The organism is Pseudomonas syringae group sp. 243L2, from assembly GCF_032587875.1.
GTDB lineage: Bacteria > Pseudomonadota > Gammaproteobacteria > Pseudomonadales > Pseudomonadaceae > Aquipseudomonas > Aquipseudomonas amygdali.
Genome location: NZ_JAWHPL010000013.1, coordinates 1 through 18,441, shown reverse-complemented (window position 1 = coordinate 18,441; position 18,441 = coordinate 1). Strand labels below are relative to the sequence as shown.

Sequence of the window (18,441 nt, the reverse complement as noted above, 5' to 3'; positions counted from 1 at the left end):
ATCATCACAGCTGAGCAGGCATACGAAAATCGCGTAATGCACTCATGTCAAAAGGATTCGGCGCACGCTGGCTCGACAACAGGTAGTTGGCCCGCATGCCTCCGATATCGGCCTTGAGCACAAGTACATCACGGCCCTTCAGGGGCTCGGTCTGCATCAGGTCAAAGAGGCGGAACAGCGACCATGGGCCGCTATTCTTTTCGATGCCCAGCGGCCGGCCGACCATGCCTTCCATCACCAGACTTGTACGTCCATCCTCAGTATCAGCGGGCCACCTGAATAACATCGGTACGATGGGGCCGTGACGATACTCAAGTGACTGATCACCCAAGCGGAACTGAGCGCGGCGTACAGCAGGATCGAGGGTGTGAGGTTCTAGAGTGAATTGCACCTGCGGTTCCTGCGTGCGGTGAGCAAAGAAGCTACTGCGGATTTTATAAACACCCGCCATCTGATCCAGATAGGCACGACTCATCGGCAGACTGTAGCCGTCAATCGTGCGCAGTCGATAACCACCAGGATCGCCACTGACGAAGGGCTTCAGGTAGCTATCGAAGAAGCGCTCGGCTATGCCCTGCGCGCCGAAGAACTCGCGAAAATCATTAAGCGCCACATCACTGCTGCTGTGCGCATGGAATGGATAGCGTTTGGCGAGAGACTGTTCATAGAAACTGTAAAGCTCTGCCTTGTAGCGTTGGTTGAGGTAATGGTGAGACTGATACAGCACAAAGCTCCAGGTATCTTCAGCCAACGCGCTCAACCAGCCGCCCAGAGGCTGGGGTAACACAGCCGCGGCATTGCGCAGATTGCTCAAGGCGTCTCGCTGCCCGGACATTCGTCCCTTCGCCATCTCGTAGGCCGCCAGTTCAGGCTGACCGGAGCGACCCAATGCGGCCATTTGCATCTGCAATTCATTGATGGCGTTCAATGCTGTAATCAGATCGGCGGCAGGACCATTTTCTTCATCCAGCAAGCGGTGCAAAGGATCGAAGCGACGCTGCAATGATTGCTTCGCCGTTGTGGGCAGGCTATCGGTAACTGTCTGCTGCAAAGTATCGCCAATCGCAGCAACCTGGGTGAGCGCCACAGGGCCCGGTGCAATCTTTTCAGCCTCGGCCTTCATAGCACCGAGACTGTCTGCAAGGACCGGGAAAAGTGTGTTGTCACGCACCTCGACCAGCAACTGCAGCAAAGGCGAATGCGCTGCCGTCAGCCCGGCCAGTTGCACGGCAGCCTGGCTGGCTCCTTCAAAGGGCTGCAGTGAAACCCGACCGATCGCTTCGGCCCAATGATCGGCGTAATCACGAAAGTACAATTTTTCCAGTTCGACCATCAATGCTCGCAACTGATGTGCGTTGTACTGTTCACTTTCACCCAGGACCCAGTTGTCACGCATGATTTCAGTTACCACGGCTGTACCACGGGTAACGAAATACTGCTCGTAGCCCTGGCGTGTATAGAACCCGGGAATCCGATAGTCAGTACCAGCCAAATGCTTTGCCTGAGGGCCGGTGTTGTGGCCAAGGCTGTAGTCCGGAAGTACACGCGCTTTTTCACGCAATACCCGATAAACCACGTTGGCGAAGGATTCGTTACGCAGCACCTGCCGAGCCTGCGCCACTAATGCGTCGTTTAGCGGATAGGCAAAAGACTGTTCGAGCACACGCCCAAAATGCTGATTCAACTCGTGCTGAGCCTGTGCATGCCCGACATAACGAATTGACCAGTCGGTCGCCACTCGCTCCTTCAGCGCAGAAGGTATCCGGTGTTCACGCTGAACCAGCATCAGATAGGCGCGCAAGTTGCCCAGTAACTGCTCGCGATCCTGCAGGCTGGCCATTATGCGGGCTTCAAACATCCGCACCACTCGTGGCAGCAACTGGCCCTGCAACTGGGCATGATAAGCGCGCAGAAGCACATCATTTGCAGGCTCGCCCTGATAAAGACCGTTGCGCTCATACAGAGTGACATCACTGTTGTCCGGAAATACCTGAGCGGCCTGGTAAAGGGTGTTCAGGCTATCAAGGACTGTCAGTAGATCATCCTCGGCGGTGAGCGATGAACGCTGTTGCGTCCACTGTTCACCCAGAATACGAAGCCGCTCCAGCCGGTCGTGGTTAGCACTGAAACCAGTCGTCCATAGCACTCCGAACACAGATAAAAGCAATAGCGCGGAGCAATACACTGCCCTCTGACGCCAAAGAATCTTTCCGCGTGCTTCCTTGTTGAGAACAGCGAGATCGGACTCAGGGAAAATCACATGCCGCAACAGATCGTGAATGAACCGTGCTTTTCCAGGTTGTGGAACCTGTAATCCGGTACTGCCCTCCCCATCAGCTTTTTGAGAGCTCTGAACAAGTTGCGGCGCACGGGTCAGGTAGAACCCACGAAACTGGCTGGCGCGCTGATAGCGATTTCCGGAGAACGCGAGTTCGACAAAAACCCCCAGTCTGTGTGCGATACCTCCAAGCAGGTTGGGGAATTCAAGCATTTTGCCACGGCGCTGGCTGTCTCGTTCCTGATGAATGCGAGCGATGACCTGGCTGCCAAGCCGTTGCAGCAACGTCTCAAACTCCTGAATGAGAACACCGCTGTCGGTGCCACTCTGGCCGTTTTGGAACGTGACTCCAAGGACCTGCTCACTTTCCTCACGGGACAGTTGATCAAAAAAATCATCGAAACCTGCTATCGAGTCGGCCTTGGTCAGTACCAGATAAACCGGCACATCAACGTGCAGTTGCTGAAAAACTTCGTCCAGGCGCGCGCGCACATCTTCAGCCATTTTCTCCAGACGCTTGTCACGCTCGTCAAACAAAATGTCCACTGGCAACGTCACCAGCACACCGCTGAGCGGCTGTACGCGGTAGCGGCCCCGTAACAACCCCAGAAGGGTCATCCAGGCGCTGCCGTCGACCTCGGGTACAGGCTGGTCAAGATAGCGGCCCGATGTATCCAGCAAAATAGCCTGCTCGGTAAAATACCAGCCACAACTGCTGGTGCTGCTCGTGTCGTGCGTCAGTTTGCGCCCGACCCTGTCGAGGGGAAAGTCGAGTCCGGAAAAATCCAGCAGGCTGGTCTTGCCGCTGCTCTGCGGGCCGATCAGTGCATACCAGGGCAGCTCGACTCGACCCCGGGCACCCAATTCGCCATACAGCGCAGAATCCTTGAGCACGCGCAGGGCATCCTTGAAACGACTGACAAGCTCCAGGTGCTCTTTTTCCACGGCGACAGACTTACGCAGAAGTTCGTGACCTGCATGGCTGTCTTGCGCCTGTTTTTTCTGCAAACCAATGCGCCAGTTGTTGAAGACAATCCCGAGGCCCCAGACCAGAAACAACACACTGATCGATACGAGACGCGCAATGGGGCTCTCCCAAAACCTGTTATCCGCCACCGCCAGCAGTGGCCCGAACATCCAGATACATGCAGCCAGCACAAGCACCAACAGCAGCGACCAGGCCCAGGTACTGCACAGCAGCGCGATAAGTTTTTTGAACAGGGTTTTCATTGCATCTCTCATTTCAAGACCGGAGCTCAAGCGCTGCCAGATACGCTGTCTGATAGGGTTTGAGCACGACCTCACGCTGCTCGCCGAGTACCCAGGTAAATCCGCAATACAGCACAGCCAGGCTGATAACGGTGAACAGCACGACCAGCCATACCGGTACGACACGCAGCCGTTCAGAAGCCTTGGATTGTGCGCCCTGCCAGCGAGGTGAAAGAGTTCGGGACACGTCGCCTCTCACATGCCTTATCTGCCGATAAAGGCTGTCGCGGATGTCTTCCAGTTCATGGCCATTAAGGCGGTGCGAGCGGTATTTCCCCTCGAACCCGAGCGCCAGACACAGGTACATCAGCTCGAGCATCGGCAGATGCTTGAACGGATTGGCAGAAAGCTTTTCGAGGAGGTGAAAGAATTTTTCGCCGCCAAATGTCTCCTTGTGAAACCGGCTCAGCAGACTGATCTTCGACCAGTCACTCTTGCAGCCCCAGGGCGTGTTCAACACAGCTTCATCCACGACCGTACAGAGCACGTAGCGCGCAGCCAGTAGCTGATCATTTTCTATAGCGTTTCGCCGGCCCTCGGCCTCGAACAGCTTGATCTGGTCCGATAGCTGTACGTTCAGCAGCGCAATATCGCCAAACTCTTCGGCTGCAGACAGCCTGGACACCTGAGCCAGCAATTCGCTCGCGGCAGCAACCAGCGAATTGACATGGATACTGACCCGCTTTTCGGATACCTGCAGGGTGTTGTTGATCAACCGTTCCTGCAGACCTTCGAAAAGATTCGCATCGTGGGGACTCGTGAACATGTCATCACCCGGCCAGACATTGTCCCGGCCATAGGTAACGGCATGGTCTTCGCGACTGCTTTGCATATCCATCAGTCTACTCAATTTCTGATCGCCCAGAACTGCAACTCAAGCCCCGGAAATTCACCTGATACATGGAAAGCAAATCCCCCTGACTTATCGATTCCGCTTTGGTCCCGGTCATCGATATCGAGAATGAAATAGGCTTTTGCAGCGTGAAACGGTATTTGCCGCGGAGCCACAGGCAGCGGCCTGAGCCGCATACCCGGCAGGTGCAGACTCACCAGTTCGCGAATACTTTCCACAGAGCCCACTTTGAGGTGCGAAGGCAGTCGCCCACGCAGCTCTTCGGTATCGCAATCAGCACGAGCGGCAATGACAAATGAGGCATCCCCCAGCAACTCACGGTCCACCCGAGGCGAGACCAGAACGCCGTACTGCCTGGGCTGCAACTCAAGCTCCTGCGCGTGCTGCTCGAGAACCATCGACAGCATTTGTCGAATGGCAAACATTAAACGTTTGAACGTTGCGCCCTGATCACTGTGCTGATAGCTGCCCTCCAGTCGAGGACGTCTGCTTTCATCGCCGAACGTCGACAACTCGCCAAAAAGAGATAACAGCGCCCGATACAGTTCTTCGGGGTGCACCTGCCGGGTAGTGAGATAGTGTTGAAGTACCAACGCGTTGCGATTAATCAGTTGCAACATCATGAAATCGCCCGTCTCTGCACCACGCGCCTGGCCGTATGTACCGATGCGCTCGGCGATGATGTCGCCTCGATGCTGCAGCAGACCTACAACCTCCTTGAGGCACGACATCAAGTAGCGTGAACCACTGGCGCTGATGAAAGCCGGTGAAAAACCGGTGTCCAGCGTTATTGCCTTGTCAGGGCTGCAGATAAGAATATGACCCAACTTGAGCAGGGTGTAGGCGTGCTCTCCCCGAGGCTCTCCCACTAACAGACGAAATTCCGGGCGCGCGCAAAACACCGAAGTGGAACAGTCTGCTCCGGCGTTCGAATCCAGGACATCCGTTGCGTAGGCTGTAAAGCGTGCGATCACCTCCGCCTGTTCATGGCTGCGTGCCTCAATGCAATTGCCCGCCATTGTCGGCAGCGCTATGTACACCGGCATGTTTGAAGTGTTTGCAGGAATATCCAGCGCCAATGGACTGTTACGGTCGCGTATGTCGAACACGCTACCGTCCGGCAGGATGCCCGAGGCCTGAGCAAGTACGATCTGTCCCGAGCCCAAAAAATGCGGATCAATTTCAAGGGTCGTGAACCCCCAGTTGTAGGCGCCCGCCAACTGAGTGCGAACCCGCAATTGATGGTCGTAGTAACGATCGTTATGTTGAAAGTGCTGCGGCCGCAGCAACATGCCTTCCTGCCAGATAACCTTGTGCGCGTTCATGTCGGATTTCCTGTGCCTGTCTGGCTATCTGCCCGTTGAAGGCCGGATTCACCCAGTACGAAAACGGCTCGATTCTGCTGTTTGGGGTGAACCTTGATCACGTGACGCCATTGGGTTTCCGGCAAATTTCGATAGGCAGCCAGTACACCGATGTAACGACTGCCTTGATCCAGTTTCAGCTTCAGTTCAATACTCTCGCCTGGACGAAGTTCAAACTCTTCGCTTGCAATCAGGTCTTGCCCGAGTGCCTGAGCAGTCCGTTGGTAAAGCGAAAAGAAATCCATATTCTCGAAGGTCACCGGACGCCTGAGTTCCAGGACCTTGAGAACAATCGGCGAGGGCCTGCCATTGACATCAGGGTTAAGCTGATTGTCTGCATTCAGTCGAATATCCACACGGGTTTGCGTTGAGTACGGTGAGAGTGCTGAACAACCATTGAGCGTGAGTAACAGCAGTAACACTAGTGACCGCTTGACTCGGCTAACGTGAAGACACATTGAAATCAGCCCTGTAAATCCTGATGGAGGCAGTGATACAACCGAACGGCGGCTCATGACAGCTCACGCCCATCGAATGCGTTGACACGGGGGTGGGCAATGTCCGAAAGCCCCACACTCGACTCTTCTATTACTTCGTTTCGGCTGGTGGGTTCCGGGCTGCCTAAAGCCCGGTATTGATCATCGCTGAACTTGAAATGGCCAGTGCACCCTCCAAGGCAAATCACCGCAGCAAGCATAAAAGGCGCAGAGCGCCGACAATGAACGTTCATTGAAAAAAGTCCCAGATAATGAGTTAGGCAATCGTGGTGATTCGGCAGTTAATCAGGTCGTCCGTGAGCAGCACCGATCTTCAAATGCGCCAGGCGATAAAGCAGCGTGCGTCGTGACACTCCGAGAGTGCGTGCTGCACGACTCCGGTTGCCGTTACAATCGCGCAAACACTCAAGCAGTACGTCGCGTTCGAACTGTTCGATGCGCTCACGTAGCGAAAGGCAAGCCGGATTGCTTATCGGGTTGGCGGGGATGGGAAAGTGTTCCAGCTTCAACTCACCGTCATCGCATAACAACACTGCGCGCTCGACGAACCCCTTCAACTGCCGAACGTTGCCCGGAAAGGCGTATCCCGATAAAGCTCTCAATGCAGCCTGCGACCATTGCACCAGATCTCGTTGTGAGTGCAGGCATGCCTTGTCGGAAAAATGCCGGGCCAATATTTCTATATCACCCACGCGCTGACGAAGCGGAGGAAGCTCAATGGGAAACTGCGCCAGACGGTAGTAAAGGTCTTCACGAAAACGCCCTTCTGCAATGAGCTTTGGCAAATCGCGATGAGTAGCAGCAATGATTCGCACATCGACCTTGCGAACCTTGTTGGCGCCCAGCGGCCGAATCTCTCCCTCCTGTAACACCCGCAGTAGCTTTGCTTGCAGCAGCATTGGCATATCGCCAATTTCGTCGAGTAAAAGCGTACCGCCATGAGCAATGTCGAACAGGCCAGGTCGATCACGATCAGCGCCGGTAAACGCGCCCCTGCAATAGCCAAACAGCTCGCTTTCCAGAAGAGCTTCGGGAAACGCAGCACAATTCTGCACAACAAATGCGTTGGAGCGGCGAGGTCCATGCTCGTGGATAGCGCGAGACACGACCTCCTTGCCCGTTCCGGTCTCGCCAGTGAGCAATACAGTGCAGGTGCTGTCGAGAATCTTGCCCAGAAGATGGGTTGTTCGGCCCAGGGCAGCGCTACGTCCTGTAAACCCATAGTTATTCGAATTCACAGACAATTCCGCCTGAGCTGTCCAGCGCCGCATGAACCCTGCATAAGGCTTTACCACTGCTCATGGCACTGAGCAAATGGTCCGCTATCAACGGGGTCAGGGAGGACTCGAGTAACTGATCGATCAGTCGGGCGCCGCTGTCGCTTTGTGTGCAATGCTCAAGCAGATGACAAACCAGACTCTGCGAGTAGCTGAAGGTGAGAGCACGGGATTCAAGTCTCTCTCCAAGGCGACTCAGCTTTAGTTCGACCAGTTCACGAAGCGCTACACCCGTGATGGGGTAGTAAGGCACAACGCGCATTCTGGCCAGCAATGCCGGTTTGAAATGTGCGCTGAGTACTGGCTCTAGGCGCATCGCCAGCTGTTTGGCATCCGGGAGCGTGCTCTCGTGGCAGTTGGCATGGATCACCTCGGCGCCGAGGTTGGAGGTCATCAGAATGAGCGTGTTGCGAAAATTGATTTCCCGGCCCTCTCCGTCGTTGGCTACGCCTTTATCGAAGATCTGATAGAACAGATTCAGTACATCCGGGTCCGCCTTCTCCACCTCATCAAGTAGAATCACCGAGTAAGGCTTCTGTCGAACAGCGTCAGTCAACATGCCTCCCTCGCCATAACCGACGTAGCCCGGCGGTGCGCCGATCAAACGGGAAACGGTGTGTTTCTCCTGAAATTCGGACATGTTGATCGTCGTGAGAAAACGCTCGCCGCCATACAGCAGGTCAGCCAGAACAATAGCTGTTTCGGTCTTGCCGACACCGCTTGGGCCGACCAAAAGGAATACTCCGGTTGGAGCACCGGGTGTATTCAAACCGGCAGCCGATGCCCTCACCGATTTTTCAATCGCCTGCATCGCCTGCTCCTGTCCCCTGATGCGCAAACGTAGCTCCGAAGAGAAGCGGTCAATCCGTTCACTGTGCTCCTGAGCCAATCGCGATACCGGAATTCCAGTCCAGGCACTCACCACTTCTGCGATCAGTCTGGGGCACACTTCAAAGCTCACCAGACGCTCGTCCACTTGCGTATCGATCAGAGCCTGCCGGACTTCAGTCAACTCGGACTCCAGCGCGTGCGTGTATTGAGAGTCGCTCCCCTCGCCTGCCTGCTGTACTTTTCGGTCAGCCAGTTGACTGCGTAGACCAATGAGCCGCTTGACGGCTGCGAGTTGATTGGCCCACCTGTACTCAAGCTCATCTGCCTCGCTCTGCATCCGTGACAGGTCAGAAACCAGCGTAACCAGCAAGCTTTCATCAACCGACAACCCGGCAGTGGCATCACGCTGTAATGCCTCAAAATGCCTTCGTTGCCGAGCAAGTTCACCTCGCAGATGCTCAAGACGTTCAGGCACGGCAACCAGACCGATTCGCACACGAGCACACGCTGTATCGAGCAGGTCAACTGCCTTGTCCGGCAACTGACGCCCGGAAAGGTAGCGGGCCGAAAGCCGGGCAGCGGCAACCACAGCGTCATCGCGCAGATAGACGCCATGACTGCGTTCATATAACGGCGCGAGCCCACGCAGAATGGTGATGGCCTGCTCCACCGTGGGTTCCATTACGCGGACCGATTGAAAGCGACGTGCAAGCGCCGGATCCTTTTCGAAATATTGTCTGTATTCGGCCCACGTTGTCGCTGCAATGGTACGCAGCTCCCCGCGTGCCAGCGCAGGCTTCAACAGGTTGGCCGCATCCGACCCTCCGGCCTGAACACCGGCCCCGATGAGCGTGTGGGCTTCGTCAATGAACAGAATGACAGGCCTGAGTGAAGACTGGACTTCCTCAATGACCCCCTTCAAACGACGCTCGAACTCACCCTTGATACTGGCGCCCGCCTGGAGCAACCCCATATCCAGCGACAGTAGCTCGACATTCTTCAACAGATCAGGCACTTCACCATGAACGATCCGCAGCGCCAGTCCCTCGACAACTGCGGTTTTGCCGACACCCGCCTCGCCCACCACAATCGGATTGTTCTTGCGTCGACGAGCCAGTATGTCGACCATCTGGCGCAAGCAGTCATCACGACATAGTACGGGATCCAGCAAACCCTCTCGGGCCTGCTGCGTCAGGTTATGAGTGAAACGTGCAAGTAGCGATTCACTTTGATTCAGGGCTGGCTTTGCTACGCCCGGTGATTGCTGGGCAAGGGCGTAATCGCGAAAGCGTTCAATGTTGATCCTGCCCAATAACGGCTGGTATGGACGGTCCGCATAGCGCGAAGGATTGCGCAGCAAGGCAAGAATCAACGCAGCCTGGTCAATGAGGCTTTCGCCCAAATCCAGATTGGAAATCAACAGCGCGTCTTGAAGCCACTGAACAAGCTCGGCAGAGAATACCGGGTTACGGATTGCACTTTGCTCGATCGGCTGGCGAAGGAAGCCTGCAAATTCGTCAGCTGCAACATCGGCCTCCAGCAGCGCACGCGCAAGCATTCCATCAGGCCGTTCCAGCAGGGCAACCAGTAGATCCTCAACCGAAATTTTACTACTGCCTCTGGAAACACAACGTTCGGCGGCCCCCTCAAGCTCGCTGCGTGTAGGGGCATCAAGGGCTCTGACGAGCTGCTGCAGGTCTACATCGATCATGAATAGTCCTTATTGGTCGGTCTGTTGAACGTCACAAGCCCCTGGGCATGCTCACGCCCGAGCCAACTGGTCCAACCCAGGTGACAGGTGTTCGATTGGCCAATGCGCAGATCCCTGATATCCGAATTCAGAAGCTCGAGACAAACGTCGTAATCCAGTGGATCGCGCAACGTGAACCGCACAAGTGCGCCCAACGGTTGGTAACTCCGGCCGGTGGGTAGAAATTCGTGGAAGCGCTCCCAATCAAGCTGTTTTATATGAATACGAAACTTGCCACTCCGATCTGGAACACGAACACCCAGCACCATATTCCGCCCTGGCTGGTTGTTGGCTTTGCCAAGGCAATTGAGCTGAGCACGACTGATCTCAACCGTTCGCTCGACACATTGTTCGATGAACATCCGGGCATGCTTGAAGTAGTAACGAAGCACCGACTCGATCAACGCGGCAGAATGAGCACGCAGGCTCAAGAGCCCCAGATAGGGCAACAGCCGCTTCCAGTTCAACTCGGTTGTTTCTCGAATGCGCGCGCCATGTAAACCGATCAATGCAAAGAGATGTTCGGAAAAAGGATCGGTTGCGCCACTGGCGAACACCGCGTGATAGCGGTACTTGCGCCAGACAGGCAACATCAGTTTTTGCAGGCGATGATTAAAAATATCCAGGAAATCCCGAGTGGCATTAGGCTTGTCCCGTTCCCCCAACGCCTGCTCGGCATAGAAAGCCGGCAGCGGTGAACCGGACCCAACCAGGCTCATCACGTTGAGGTACAACCGGACATACAGGTCAGTGTGCTCATGAAAAAAATCCAGACGTTCTATGTCGCTACACGGAAATCCAAGACTGGGATTTGCCCTTAATTCAAGAAAAGCATGCAGTTGCTCATCATCGGCATCCGGGTGAACTTCACGTAAAACCCCGAGGATCAAAGGTATCGCCTGATACACGGAATATTCCCGTATATGCTGACTGAGCGTAGTCAGAGCAGCGGCTGCTGCCCCATGCGTGGCGTCCATTCGTAAGCACCTCCCTGAGCGGTTTTTACATGCAGTTCATGGAAAGAATTCAAACTGGCATAAAGCGCAAAGAATTCGTTTAGGACTGAAGCAAACAGAAACAGACTGGCTTCGTCTGCAAGCGCGCCAGGGGCAATGAGCAGCTCGGTTTTAATGCCTCGCACCGGCCGGCCATCATGCAAGCGATCAACGTGCTGGTGACGTATCGATTTCAGCCCACTTAACAAATGCTGACTGACCTTCTCCGCTTGCTTGTCGTAATAACGCGGCAAGTCATAGGTTTCGATAATGACTTTTAACGCTTCGATACTTGCCAGAGACAGATAATTCAGCGACATGTTACTAATGACGCGCCATAGAAAGTCACGTCCAATCGGCGGCGCATAGCTTTTAGTTGCTGGTGTAATATTTCTGAACCGCAGGAAGTCTGGAGTGCCTTCGCACGGCTTGCATATCCCGCCGGCCCTGATCTGCTGTGGAAGATTATGGTTGGTGCAGGTCAATCCAATCGAGATCGTTTCGTTGTCTCGGTCGCCACGCGCATCGAAACTCAGGTAAGTATCCAGCCCTCCATGCGCTACGGAGTCACGATGACGCACGCTGTAATAAGGGGCGTTGCTCTGCACATCGACGGCCGGATCATGTTCGAAGGACTCAAAGGGCACATAGTTCTGATATCCCCTGCCTCCTGGCTGCCATCCGGTGACGGTATCAACCGAGTAAACCCCGCACTTGCCATGACCGTAGTGCGCAGGAATCAGCAGATACTCATCCTGTCGTGCGTCGGCCAAAATGGGGAGTGCATCCTGTTTGAACAAGTTGACCACGGGTGTGCAATATAATTTTATATGTTCAACCTTCGGCCGAAGGTGCAGCATATCCTCGCCATGCATTTCAAAGATCAGCTGAAAGCCACGAGCAACTTTCAATACATCTTCACTCACTGATGTGATGATCTGGAGACCGCCAATATCAGAAAAAAGGAATTTCTCCGGAAAGCAAAAATACTCTTGCAGGTAGCGATAACCGCGAAAAGTGTTCAGCGGATAAGGGATCAATGACTCATCTTCTGCAAAGCCCACTGGCTGTACTTGATCTGCAGAAATGCTCAGTTCATATGATTTGCCATCCCCATTCAGAAGCGGCTTGCCCTGTTCATCCAACAGTAATAACTTAACGCTTTTAAGTTTGCGCATGAGGCCAAGATACAGCGCTTGGCTAATAGCACGATCGCCTGCAAAGTGCAGGCGTAGCCTATTCAGCTCCAGCGCCCCCAGGTGCCCGTCACCTGTCATCTCCAGACACAACGTCAAAGTCGTCGCCTCCGCGCTGGCCGAGTAGGAAACATTTACCAACTTCAGTGGAAGAATATCGGTTGGAAAACAGGTACGAAATTGACAGACCTGCCCCTTCACGGGCTCACTTTCTACCGGGGTATCGCGCTCGACCCTTATACCAGGCCCTACAGCCATCAACGGATCGAATTGCAACATGCTCACTGCCGGCATCGGTCGCATATAATTGGGCCATAACAATTGCATAAGCGAATGAGTCAACTCAGGCAGATCATCATCGAGTTTTTGACGCAAACGACCCGTCAGGAAAGCAAACCCTTCAAGCAACCGCTCAACGTCGGGATCCTGACCTGCCTGCCCCAAAAAAGAAGCCAATGCCGGATTGCGATCAGAAAACTGCCGGCCCGACTGACGCAGGGCCATCAGTTCCTCTTGATAGTAATGGTTAAATGACAATGCTCACCCGCCGGATCTTGTTTTATGAATGAATAACGGAGTTTATGTAAAGAAACAGGAAACAACCGATTCGCGAGAATCACTTGGCATAGTCAACTCACCCTTACCCTTCCGGCTTCGCTGACAGTTGCGGAAAACCGAACAGCCTTTTTAATGCCGTCAGCTTTTAAAATTGCATCAATAAAAAATTGCAGTGTCAGCCTATCTTCCGAGTGCCCTTCAGACATGACGTAAACCTCTGACAAGCGGGGCTCATAGAGCCTGACAGCTTTCTCGATCGCCACTCGGGATTGCCTCAATATATCGTGAGCGCTCATGCTCATGTCATTCAAGTCAGGCAAGCCATAATCAGGTAGCATTTTCACGCTTCCTGCACGAGCGCCAAGCATGTTCGACAAATGTGTCGCTACCGATGCCGTTAACTGTTCTTCCTCAGAAAAGCCTGGCGGCTGTAACCTCACTTCGGCAAGGCGTTCAAAAAGACTACCGAGGCCTCTCATGGCGTTACCTATTCCTTTTCCATTTTCCCGACCAGCGACAGAGTAAAATCAGCCCCCATATATTTGAAATGAGGACGGATATTCAAACTGACACGGTACCAGCCTGGATCACCTTCAACGTCGCTAACAATAATTTGCGCTGAGCGTAACGGGCGTCTTCCTCGCACTTCCGCGCTCGGGTTTTCCTGATCTGCAATGTACTGGCGAATCCATTTATTAAGTTGACTCTCCAGATCCGCTCGCTCTTTCCAGGACCCGATCTGCTCTCGCTGCAACACCTTGAGGTAGTGCGCGAGGCGGTTGACAATCATCATGTAGGGCAGTTGGGTCCCCAGCCTGTAATTAAGCTCGGCTATTTTGCCTTCCGAATGGTTGCCAAAGAACTTGGGCTTTTGCACCGAACTCGCGGAAAAGAACGCGGCGTTATCGCTTCCTTTGCGCATGGTCAGCGCGATAAACCCCTCTTCTGCGAGTTCATACTCTCGGCGATCAGAGACCAGGACCTCCGTCGGAATCTTTGTCTCGATTTCACCCATGCTGTGGAACCGGTGCAAGGGAAGGTCTTCCACCGCACCACCACTCAGTGGCCCGATGATGTTGGGACACCAACGAAATTTGGCAAAACTGTCTGTCAGCTTCGTCGCAAATGTATAGGCCGTATTTCCCCATAGATAGTGCTCGTGGCTATTCGCGACGTTTTCCTTGTAGGCAAACGTTTTCACCGGGTTTTCCGCTGGCTCGTAAGGACTGCGCAGCAGGAAACGCGGCACCGTCAAGGCAAGATACCGAGCATCCTCTTGCTGCCTGAAGCTCTGCCATTTGGCGAACTGCGGGCCTTCGAAATGATCGCTCAGATCCTTGAGGTCAGGCAGACCGGTGAACTGCTCAAGCCCGAAAAAATTGGCACCCGCGGCAGCGATGAAAGGTGCATGCGCCATGCAGGCAACGCTTGAAACGTATTGCATGGTCTTGACATCAGGGGCGCTTGGCGAGAAGAAATAATTGGCGATGATTGCGCCAACGGGATTACCGCCAAACTGGCCGTACTCAGCGGTGTAGACGTGTTTATAGAGGCCCGACTGAACCACTTCAGGTGAATCTTCGAAATCCTCTAGAAGATCCTGTTTGGAAACGCTTAATAACTCGATTTTTATATTTTCACGAAAATCGGTTCGATCAATCAGTAACTGCAACCCACGCCATGAAGCTTCCAATGCCTGAAATTCTACATGATGGATGATCTCGTCCATCTGGCGACTCAGCTTGACGTCAATCTCGGTAATCATCCGGTCAACCAGCGCTTTTTTGACCGGTTCGTTGTTATTACGCGGCTTCAGCAACTCTTCAATAAATGCAGCCACCCCTCGTTTGGCAATGCCATAGGCGTCGTCAAAAGGCTCTAATCGGGTATGCGCAATAATCTGATCGAGAATTCCATGATGAAGCTCATTTGCGTCGCGCTGCGGTATGGCTTTTGTGTTCATATATTAATTCCTGACAATAAATCCGACATTACCGTTGCGACGCGACATCCAGGCCAAGCTCATCCAGCACGTTCTTACGCGATGTTTCATCCGTAATGACATGCTCGATGGCCTTGCGAAAAGAAGGCATGTTCCCCAGCGGCCCCTTGAGCGCCATTAGGGCGTTGCGGAGCTCCATCAGCTTTTTAAGCTCCGGAATCTGTTCGACGAGACTGGCAGGGTTGAAGTCTTTCATCGAAGAGACCTTGATGCTGACAGTCAGCTCGTCAGCCCCGCTATCAGCCTGCAAGCGGTCAGGTATATTCAGTACCAGTTCAAGCTCCTGTTTCGCCAATACATCATCGAAATTATTCTTGTCGATACTGATTGATTTACGGTCCTCAAGCTTTCGCTCGTCCGCGCGTTGTATGAAATCGCCAAGAACCAGCAACTTCAGCGGCAGCTCTATTTCTTCCTGTGCGCCACCAACAGCAGGTTTGAACGTCACGTTAATCCGTTCTTTGGGCGCTACAGAGCCTTCTCTGGCCATCTCATTTCCCCTCAATTCATTCAACTGTGCATTAGCTATCAATAAACCGCTCAAGGTCGTGATGACACAACCTCTGGTAAATTACTTCTTTGCGCGCTACTGCCTTTTCGTTCAGAGCAATGCGCTCGTAACAGCTGTATAACAAGCGCGACACATCCAGGAAGACCGTGGGTTCCCATACCGGCAAGCTTGCTGTTTGAAGTTCTTGATCAAGGTGCTCAAGTTGAACCTTCGCCAACTCGTATTTTTTTGCATCTATACAGAGACGTGCGATGCATAGCTTGCAGAAAAATCGCTCTCGCCCGCCCTCCACGCCTTTCAAATGATCATTCACCAATCGCACAGCGGCCTTCAGTCCTTTTTTCTGCAAAACCGGCAGTGCATCGTGATACAACGAGCTTTGTTCTAAGGCGTCATGCTGACTTTCGCTGCCACGCGCATTACTGACATGAACTTCAGGAACCAGGATATGAGCGGCGATCCACTGTAACGTCTCCACGTCTGCAAACGGCACACCATCGTGAAAGCGAAGTTCAACAAGGTCTGGAATGCGCTTTAAAAGTAAAGCAAATTGAACCTCCACCTCGCGCATTGCCGCTTCGCCACCCAAGGCTTTCAGACAGTTCCAGACCATTCGCTGACCATCAAACCAAAAAGGCGAGCCTGCAAGACTTGCTTCAAGGTCTACAATGAGGTCTGCGTAAAGGCCCTGTTCGAATCGCTCTTGGTAATTACTTAGTTTGTCAGCGGGCAATCTCCTTAACTGCGTTATTTTCTCACTATTTCTTTCAGGAAGACTATCCACCGCATACCAGACCTGCGAGCGACCAAGGCGAAAAGCCCGCAGATCTGTAGTTTTTTGCTTGAGCCACCATCTGCAAAGGCTGCGTACGGAGTTCTCTTGCATACTTAAAGCCCGCTGCGCATCTCTCTCGTTGTCAATGTCGGAGTCACTTGAAAATAACTGAACCGCAGCCTGCTTGACGCGCTCCACCACCTTGACAGGCTCTTTCTCGACCTGCTCAGCACGCTGAATCATACGGGCGAGCCGTCTTCGCAACGGCAGCAGCAACGGGGCATCACTTCCCAGATACAGATTAAATATTTCATCCAGGCCATCAAGCTGCCTGAGCAGTTGCTGGAACTCAGGAAGCTGGTGAGTAATGGAAATATCTTCTCCCAGTGCCTTTTCAAGTTTCAGCAAGAGCCATTGCATGCTCGCCGAACGTGTTCGTAACTTTCTGGGATGAAAGAGCAGCCAACGCTCTTTGCACAAATAATGAATCAACCCCAGGCCCGCAGCTAATCCGCTGACAGACTCGCATTCATATAGAGCCCAGGCCAGCCAGCTAGCGACGCGCAGGTCTTTGGACTGGTTTGAAAGAATATGTTCACAGCCCTCTCTGATCCGCAGCCAGTCTACATTCACTTCCCCGAAAACGGCCTGCGTACAGCCCAGCTCACGCTCCAGGACTTCAAACATCGTAGAAAAACGAATGTCTTCGCCTGCGTAATCGTCCGCCGCTACAGGGTGCCGAGCCAGATCCAGATATAGAATGGAGAGCTTGTCTTTACCTGCCACTGATCATACACCCCACATAGCGTACACTTCATTGTGAAAAGCTTTTCCAGCCACTCATAAAACCAGGCAAACCTTATCGTCATAAAAACCAGCAAGCAAGGTGACACCTGAAAGATATTAAACTTTCGGAAAATTCTTACACCCGAGCAGAGCAAATATGTAGGAAGCAATTAATTTATGTACCAAAATATTTATAGCTTTAATTATCCATTGACCGATACGCAGCTATATGCATATCAGAACTCACAGATGTATTCGGTCTAAAATTCACCGAAAGGGACTACTGAACGGCCAAAAAACTTGTCAGGAGAACGTGCGAAAAATGTGACTTTCCACACAGAAAGACCAGATATGAAAATATTAATATTTTCAGATAGCAGCTTGGAAAGCTGCGCAAAAAAATGATAACGGTGCGCAAAAGCTTGCACAATTTACTCGAAGAAAACTCACTACAAGCGTCTTCTGCATATCCTGCAAATGGCCAAACCAGCTGACATTACTGACTTAAGAGATACCTGGCACGTAACTTGTTATAGCCATGCTTCGATCTCCAAGCCGATTCGCTTGTGAGGTACCATCGACTGTAAGGAAGAACGTTAATGCCTACACCCGCCTATATGACTGTCATAGACGCCAATCAAAAAACGCTGACAGCAAGAGCTTTCACAGCAGACTCTGTTGGCAACGTCTATCAGGAAGGCCATGAAGATGAAGCAATAATCCAGGCTTTCAGCCATAACATTATTACACCCTGTGATACGCAGTCAGGCCAGCCTGCTGGCCAACGCATTCATGGGTCTGCTTGTGTCACAAAAATTTTTGACAAAACCTCGCCATTGCTTCTGGAAGCCCTTTGTTCGGGCTCAACACTGAGCAAAGTCGAAATCAAGTGGTACCGGACGTCTATCGATGGCAAGCAGGAACACTATTACACCACCACCCTTGAGGATGCGGTCATCGTCAACATCAAGTCTTACATGCACAACTGCCAGGATCCGAAGAACTCGCACTTTGGACACCTCGAGGACGTTCAATTCAGCTATCGCAAAATAATCTGGGATCACGTAAAGGCCAACACTACCGGATCTGATGACTGGAGAAGCCCAAAGTCGGCATAACTCCACTGCTCCGTCGGTCCGACAGGATCGGCGGGGTTTTCATAAACCGGCTAGGCACGGTGGTCCATATGACGCTGAACCCCGCTGATCGACCTTACTTCAGCCTGAGCGTCGACGGCCTTGAGCATGACTTTCAAATCCTTTCATTTACCGGCCATGAGGCCATCAACCAGCCCTTCTGCTTTACGCTTGAGCTGGTCAGCGAGCGCACGGCGCTGGACCTTGAAGACCTGCTGAATCGTCCTGCATTTCTGCAGTTCGTGCCTGACGGTGGGGGCATTCACGGCTTGATTGATCAGGTATCCCAAGGCGACTCCGGCACACGCCTCACGCACTACTCGATCACCCTGCGCCCGCATCTGGCCCGGCTCGGGCATCGCA

General features: G+C 53.2%; 13 protein-coding genes and 1 pseudogene. 2 read left to right on the top strand and 12 right to left on the bottom strand.

All coding sequences use genetic code 11. The features are described from left to right. Positions 1 to 4: 4 nt before the first annotated feature. The 12 genes and pseudogenes from tssM to tssA all read right to left on the bottom strand — a co-directional run bounded on the left by tssM (position 5) and on the right by tssA (position 16,942). Entirely contained in the window at positions 5 to 3,508 is a 3,504-nt protein-coding gene (gene tssM / locus RYB66_RS05855; protein WP_016981955.1) for a type VI secretion system membrane subunit TssM, read from the bottom strand. Positions 3,509 to 3,521: 13 nt separating this feature from the next. Then, the gene (gene icmH / locus RYB66_RS05850; RefSeq protein WP_005777743.1) at positions 3,522 to 4,385 is read right to left on the bottom strand and encodes a type IVB secretion system protein IcmH/DotU; all 864 of its coding nucleotides are present in this window, start codon (positions 4,383 to 4,385) and stop codon (positions 3,522 to 3,524) included. Positions 4,386 to 4,393: 8 nt separating this feature from the next. Next, entirely contained in the window at positions 4,394 to 5,725 is a 1,332-nt protein-coding gene (tssK, locus tag RYB66_RS05845) for a type VI secretion system baseplate subunit TssK (protein WP_005744160.1), read from the bottom strand. After that, positions 5,722 to 6,222, bottom strand: coding sequence for a type VI secretion system lipoprotein TssJ (gene tssJ / locus RYB66_RS05840; RefSeq protein WP_316894143.1), 501 nt, complete (start codon positions 6,220 to 6,222; stop codon positions 5,722 to 5,724). The genes tssK and tssJ overlap by 4 nt, the downstream gene beginning before the upstream one ends. Positions 6,223 to 6,542: 320 nt before the next feature. Beyond that, positions 6,543 to 7,484: pseudogene (locus RYB66_RS05835) on the bottom strand (sigma-54 interaction domain-containing protein); the annotation flags it as partial. 1 nt (position 7,485) lies between these two features. Beyond that, entirely contained in the window at positions 7,486 to 10,080 is a 2,595-nt protein-coding gene (gene tssH, locus RYB66_RS05830; RefSeq protein WP_016981952.1) for a type VI secretion system ATPase TssH, read from the bottom strand. Next, positions 10,077 to 11,096 (bottom strand): type VI secretion system baseplate subunit TssG, encoded by a 1,020-nt coding sequence (tssG, locus tag RYB66_RS05825; RefSeq protein ID WP_044293272.1) that lies wholly within the window; start codon positions 11,094 to 11,096, stop codon positions 10,077 to 10,079. The genes tssH and tssG overlap by 4 nt, the downstream gene beginning before the upstream one ends. Further along, positions 11,060 to 12,847 (bottom strand): type VI secretion system baseplate subunit TssF, encoded by a 1,788-nt coding sequence (gene tssF, locus RYB66_RS05820; RefSeq protein WP_044293270.1) that lies wholly within the window; start codon positions 12,845 to 12,847, stop codon positions 11,060 to 11,062. The genes tssG and tssF overlap by 37 nt, the downstream gene beginning before the upstream one ends. 92 nt (positions 12,848 to 12,939) lie before the next feature. Beyond that, positions 12,940 to 13,347, bottom strand: a complete 408-nt coding sequence (gene tssE, locus RYB66_RS05815) for a type VI secretion system baseplate subunit TssE (protein WP_016981949.1) — start codon at positions 13,345 to 13,347, stop codon at positions 12,940 to 12,942. Positions 13,348 to 13,355: 8 nt separating this feature from the next. Continuing rightward, positions 13,356 to 14,831, bottom strand: coding sequence for a type VI secretion system contractile sheath large subunit (gene tssC, locus RYB66_RS05810; RefSeq protein ID WP_016981948.1), 1,476 nt, complete (start codon positions 14,829 to 14,831; stop codon positions 13,356 to 13,358). A gap of 28 nt (positions 14,832 to 14,859) precedes the next feature. Further along, positions 14,860 to 15,360 (bottom strand): type VI secretion system contractile sheath small subunit, encoded by a 501-nt coding sequence (tssB, locus tag RYB66_RS05805; protein ID WP_002553522.1) that lies wholly within the window; start codon positions 15,358 to 15,360, stop codon positions 14,860 to 14,862. A 31-nt stretch (positions 15,361 to 15,391) separates the two neighbouring features. Beyond that, positions 15,392 to 16,942: a type VI secretion system protein TssA gene (tssA, locus tag RYB66_RS05800; RefSeq protein WP_016981947.1), complete on the bottom strand. Its 1,551-nt coding sequence runs from the start codon at positions 16,940 to 16,942 to the stop codon at positions 15,392 to 15,394. A 599-nt stretch (positions 16,943 to 17,541) separates the two neighbouring features. Here tssA and RYB66_RS05795 point away from each other — a divergent pair. Next, positions 17,542 to 18,060, top strand: coding sequence for an Hcp family type VI secretion system effector (locus tag RYB66_RS05795; RefSeq protein WP_005777755.1), 519 nt, complete (start codon positions 17,542 to 17,544; stop codon positions 18,058 to 18,060). A gap of 68 nt (positions 18,061 to 18,128) precedes the next feature. Next, a partial coding sequence (locus tag RYB66_RS05790) for a contractile injection system protein, VgrG/Pvc8 family (RefSeq protein WP_316894044.1) occupies positions 18,129 to 18,441 on the top strand: 313 nt, incomplete at its 3' end.

Coding starts and splice junctions, on each gene's coding strand:
- tssE (WP_016981949.1), bottom strand. CDS start 13,347: ATGAGAGGCCTCGGTAGTCTTTTTGAACGCCTTGCCGAAGTGAGGTTA.
- RYB66_RS05795 (WP_005777755.1), top strand. CDS start 17,542: ATGCCTACACCCGCCTATATGACTGTCATAGACGCCAATCAAAAAACG.
- tssM (WP_016981955.1), bottom strand. CDS start 3,508: ATGAAAACCCTGTTCAAAAAACTTATCGCGCTGCTGTGCAGTACCTGG.
- icmH (WP_005777743.1), bottom strand. CDS start 4,385: ATGGATATGCAAAGCAGTCGCGAAGACCATGCCGTTACCTATGGCCGG.
- tssC (WP_016981948.1), bottom strand. CDS start 14,831: ATGAACACAAAAGCCATACCGCAGCGCGACGCAAATGAGCTTCATCAT.
- tssB (WP_002553522.1), bottom strand. CDS start 15,360: ATGGCCAGAGAAGGCTCTGTAGCGCCCAAAGAACGGATTAACGTGACG.
- tssG (WP_044293272.1), bottom strand. CDS start 11,096: ATGGACGCCACGCATGGGGCAGCAGCCGCTGCTCTGACTACGCTCAGT.
- tssJ (WP_316894143.1), bottom strand. CDS start 6,222: ATGTGTCTTCACGTTAGCCGAGTCAAGCGGTCACTAGTGTTACTGCTG.
- tssK (WP_005744160.1), bottom strand. CDS start 5,725: ATGAACGCGCACAAGGTTATCTGGCAGGAAGGCATGTTGCTGCGGCCG.
- tssH (WP_016981952.1), bottom strand. CDS start 10,080: ATGATCGATGTAGACCTGCAGCAGCTCGTCAGAGCCCTTGATGCCCCT.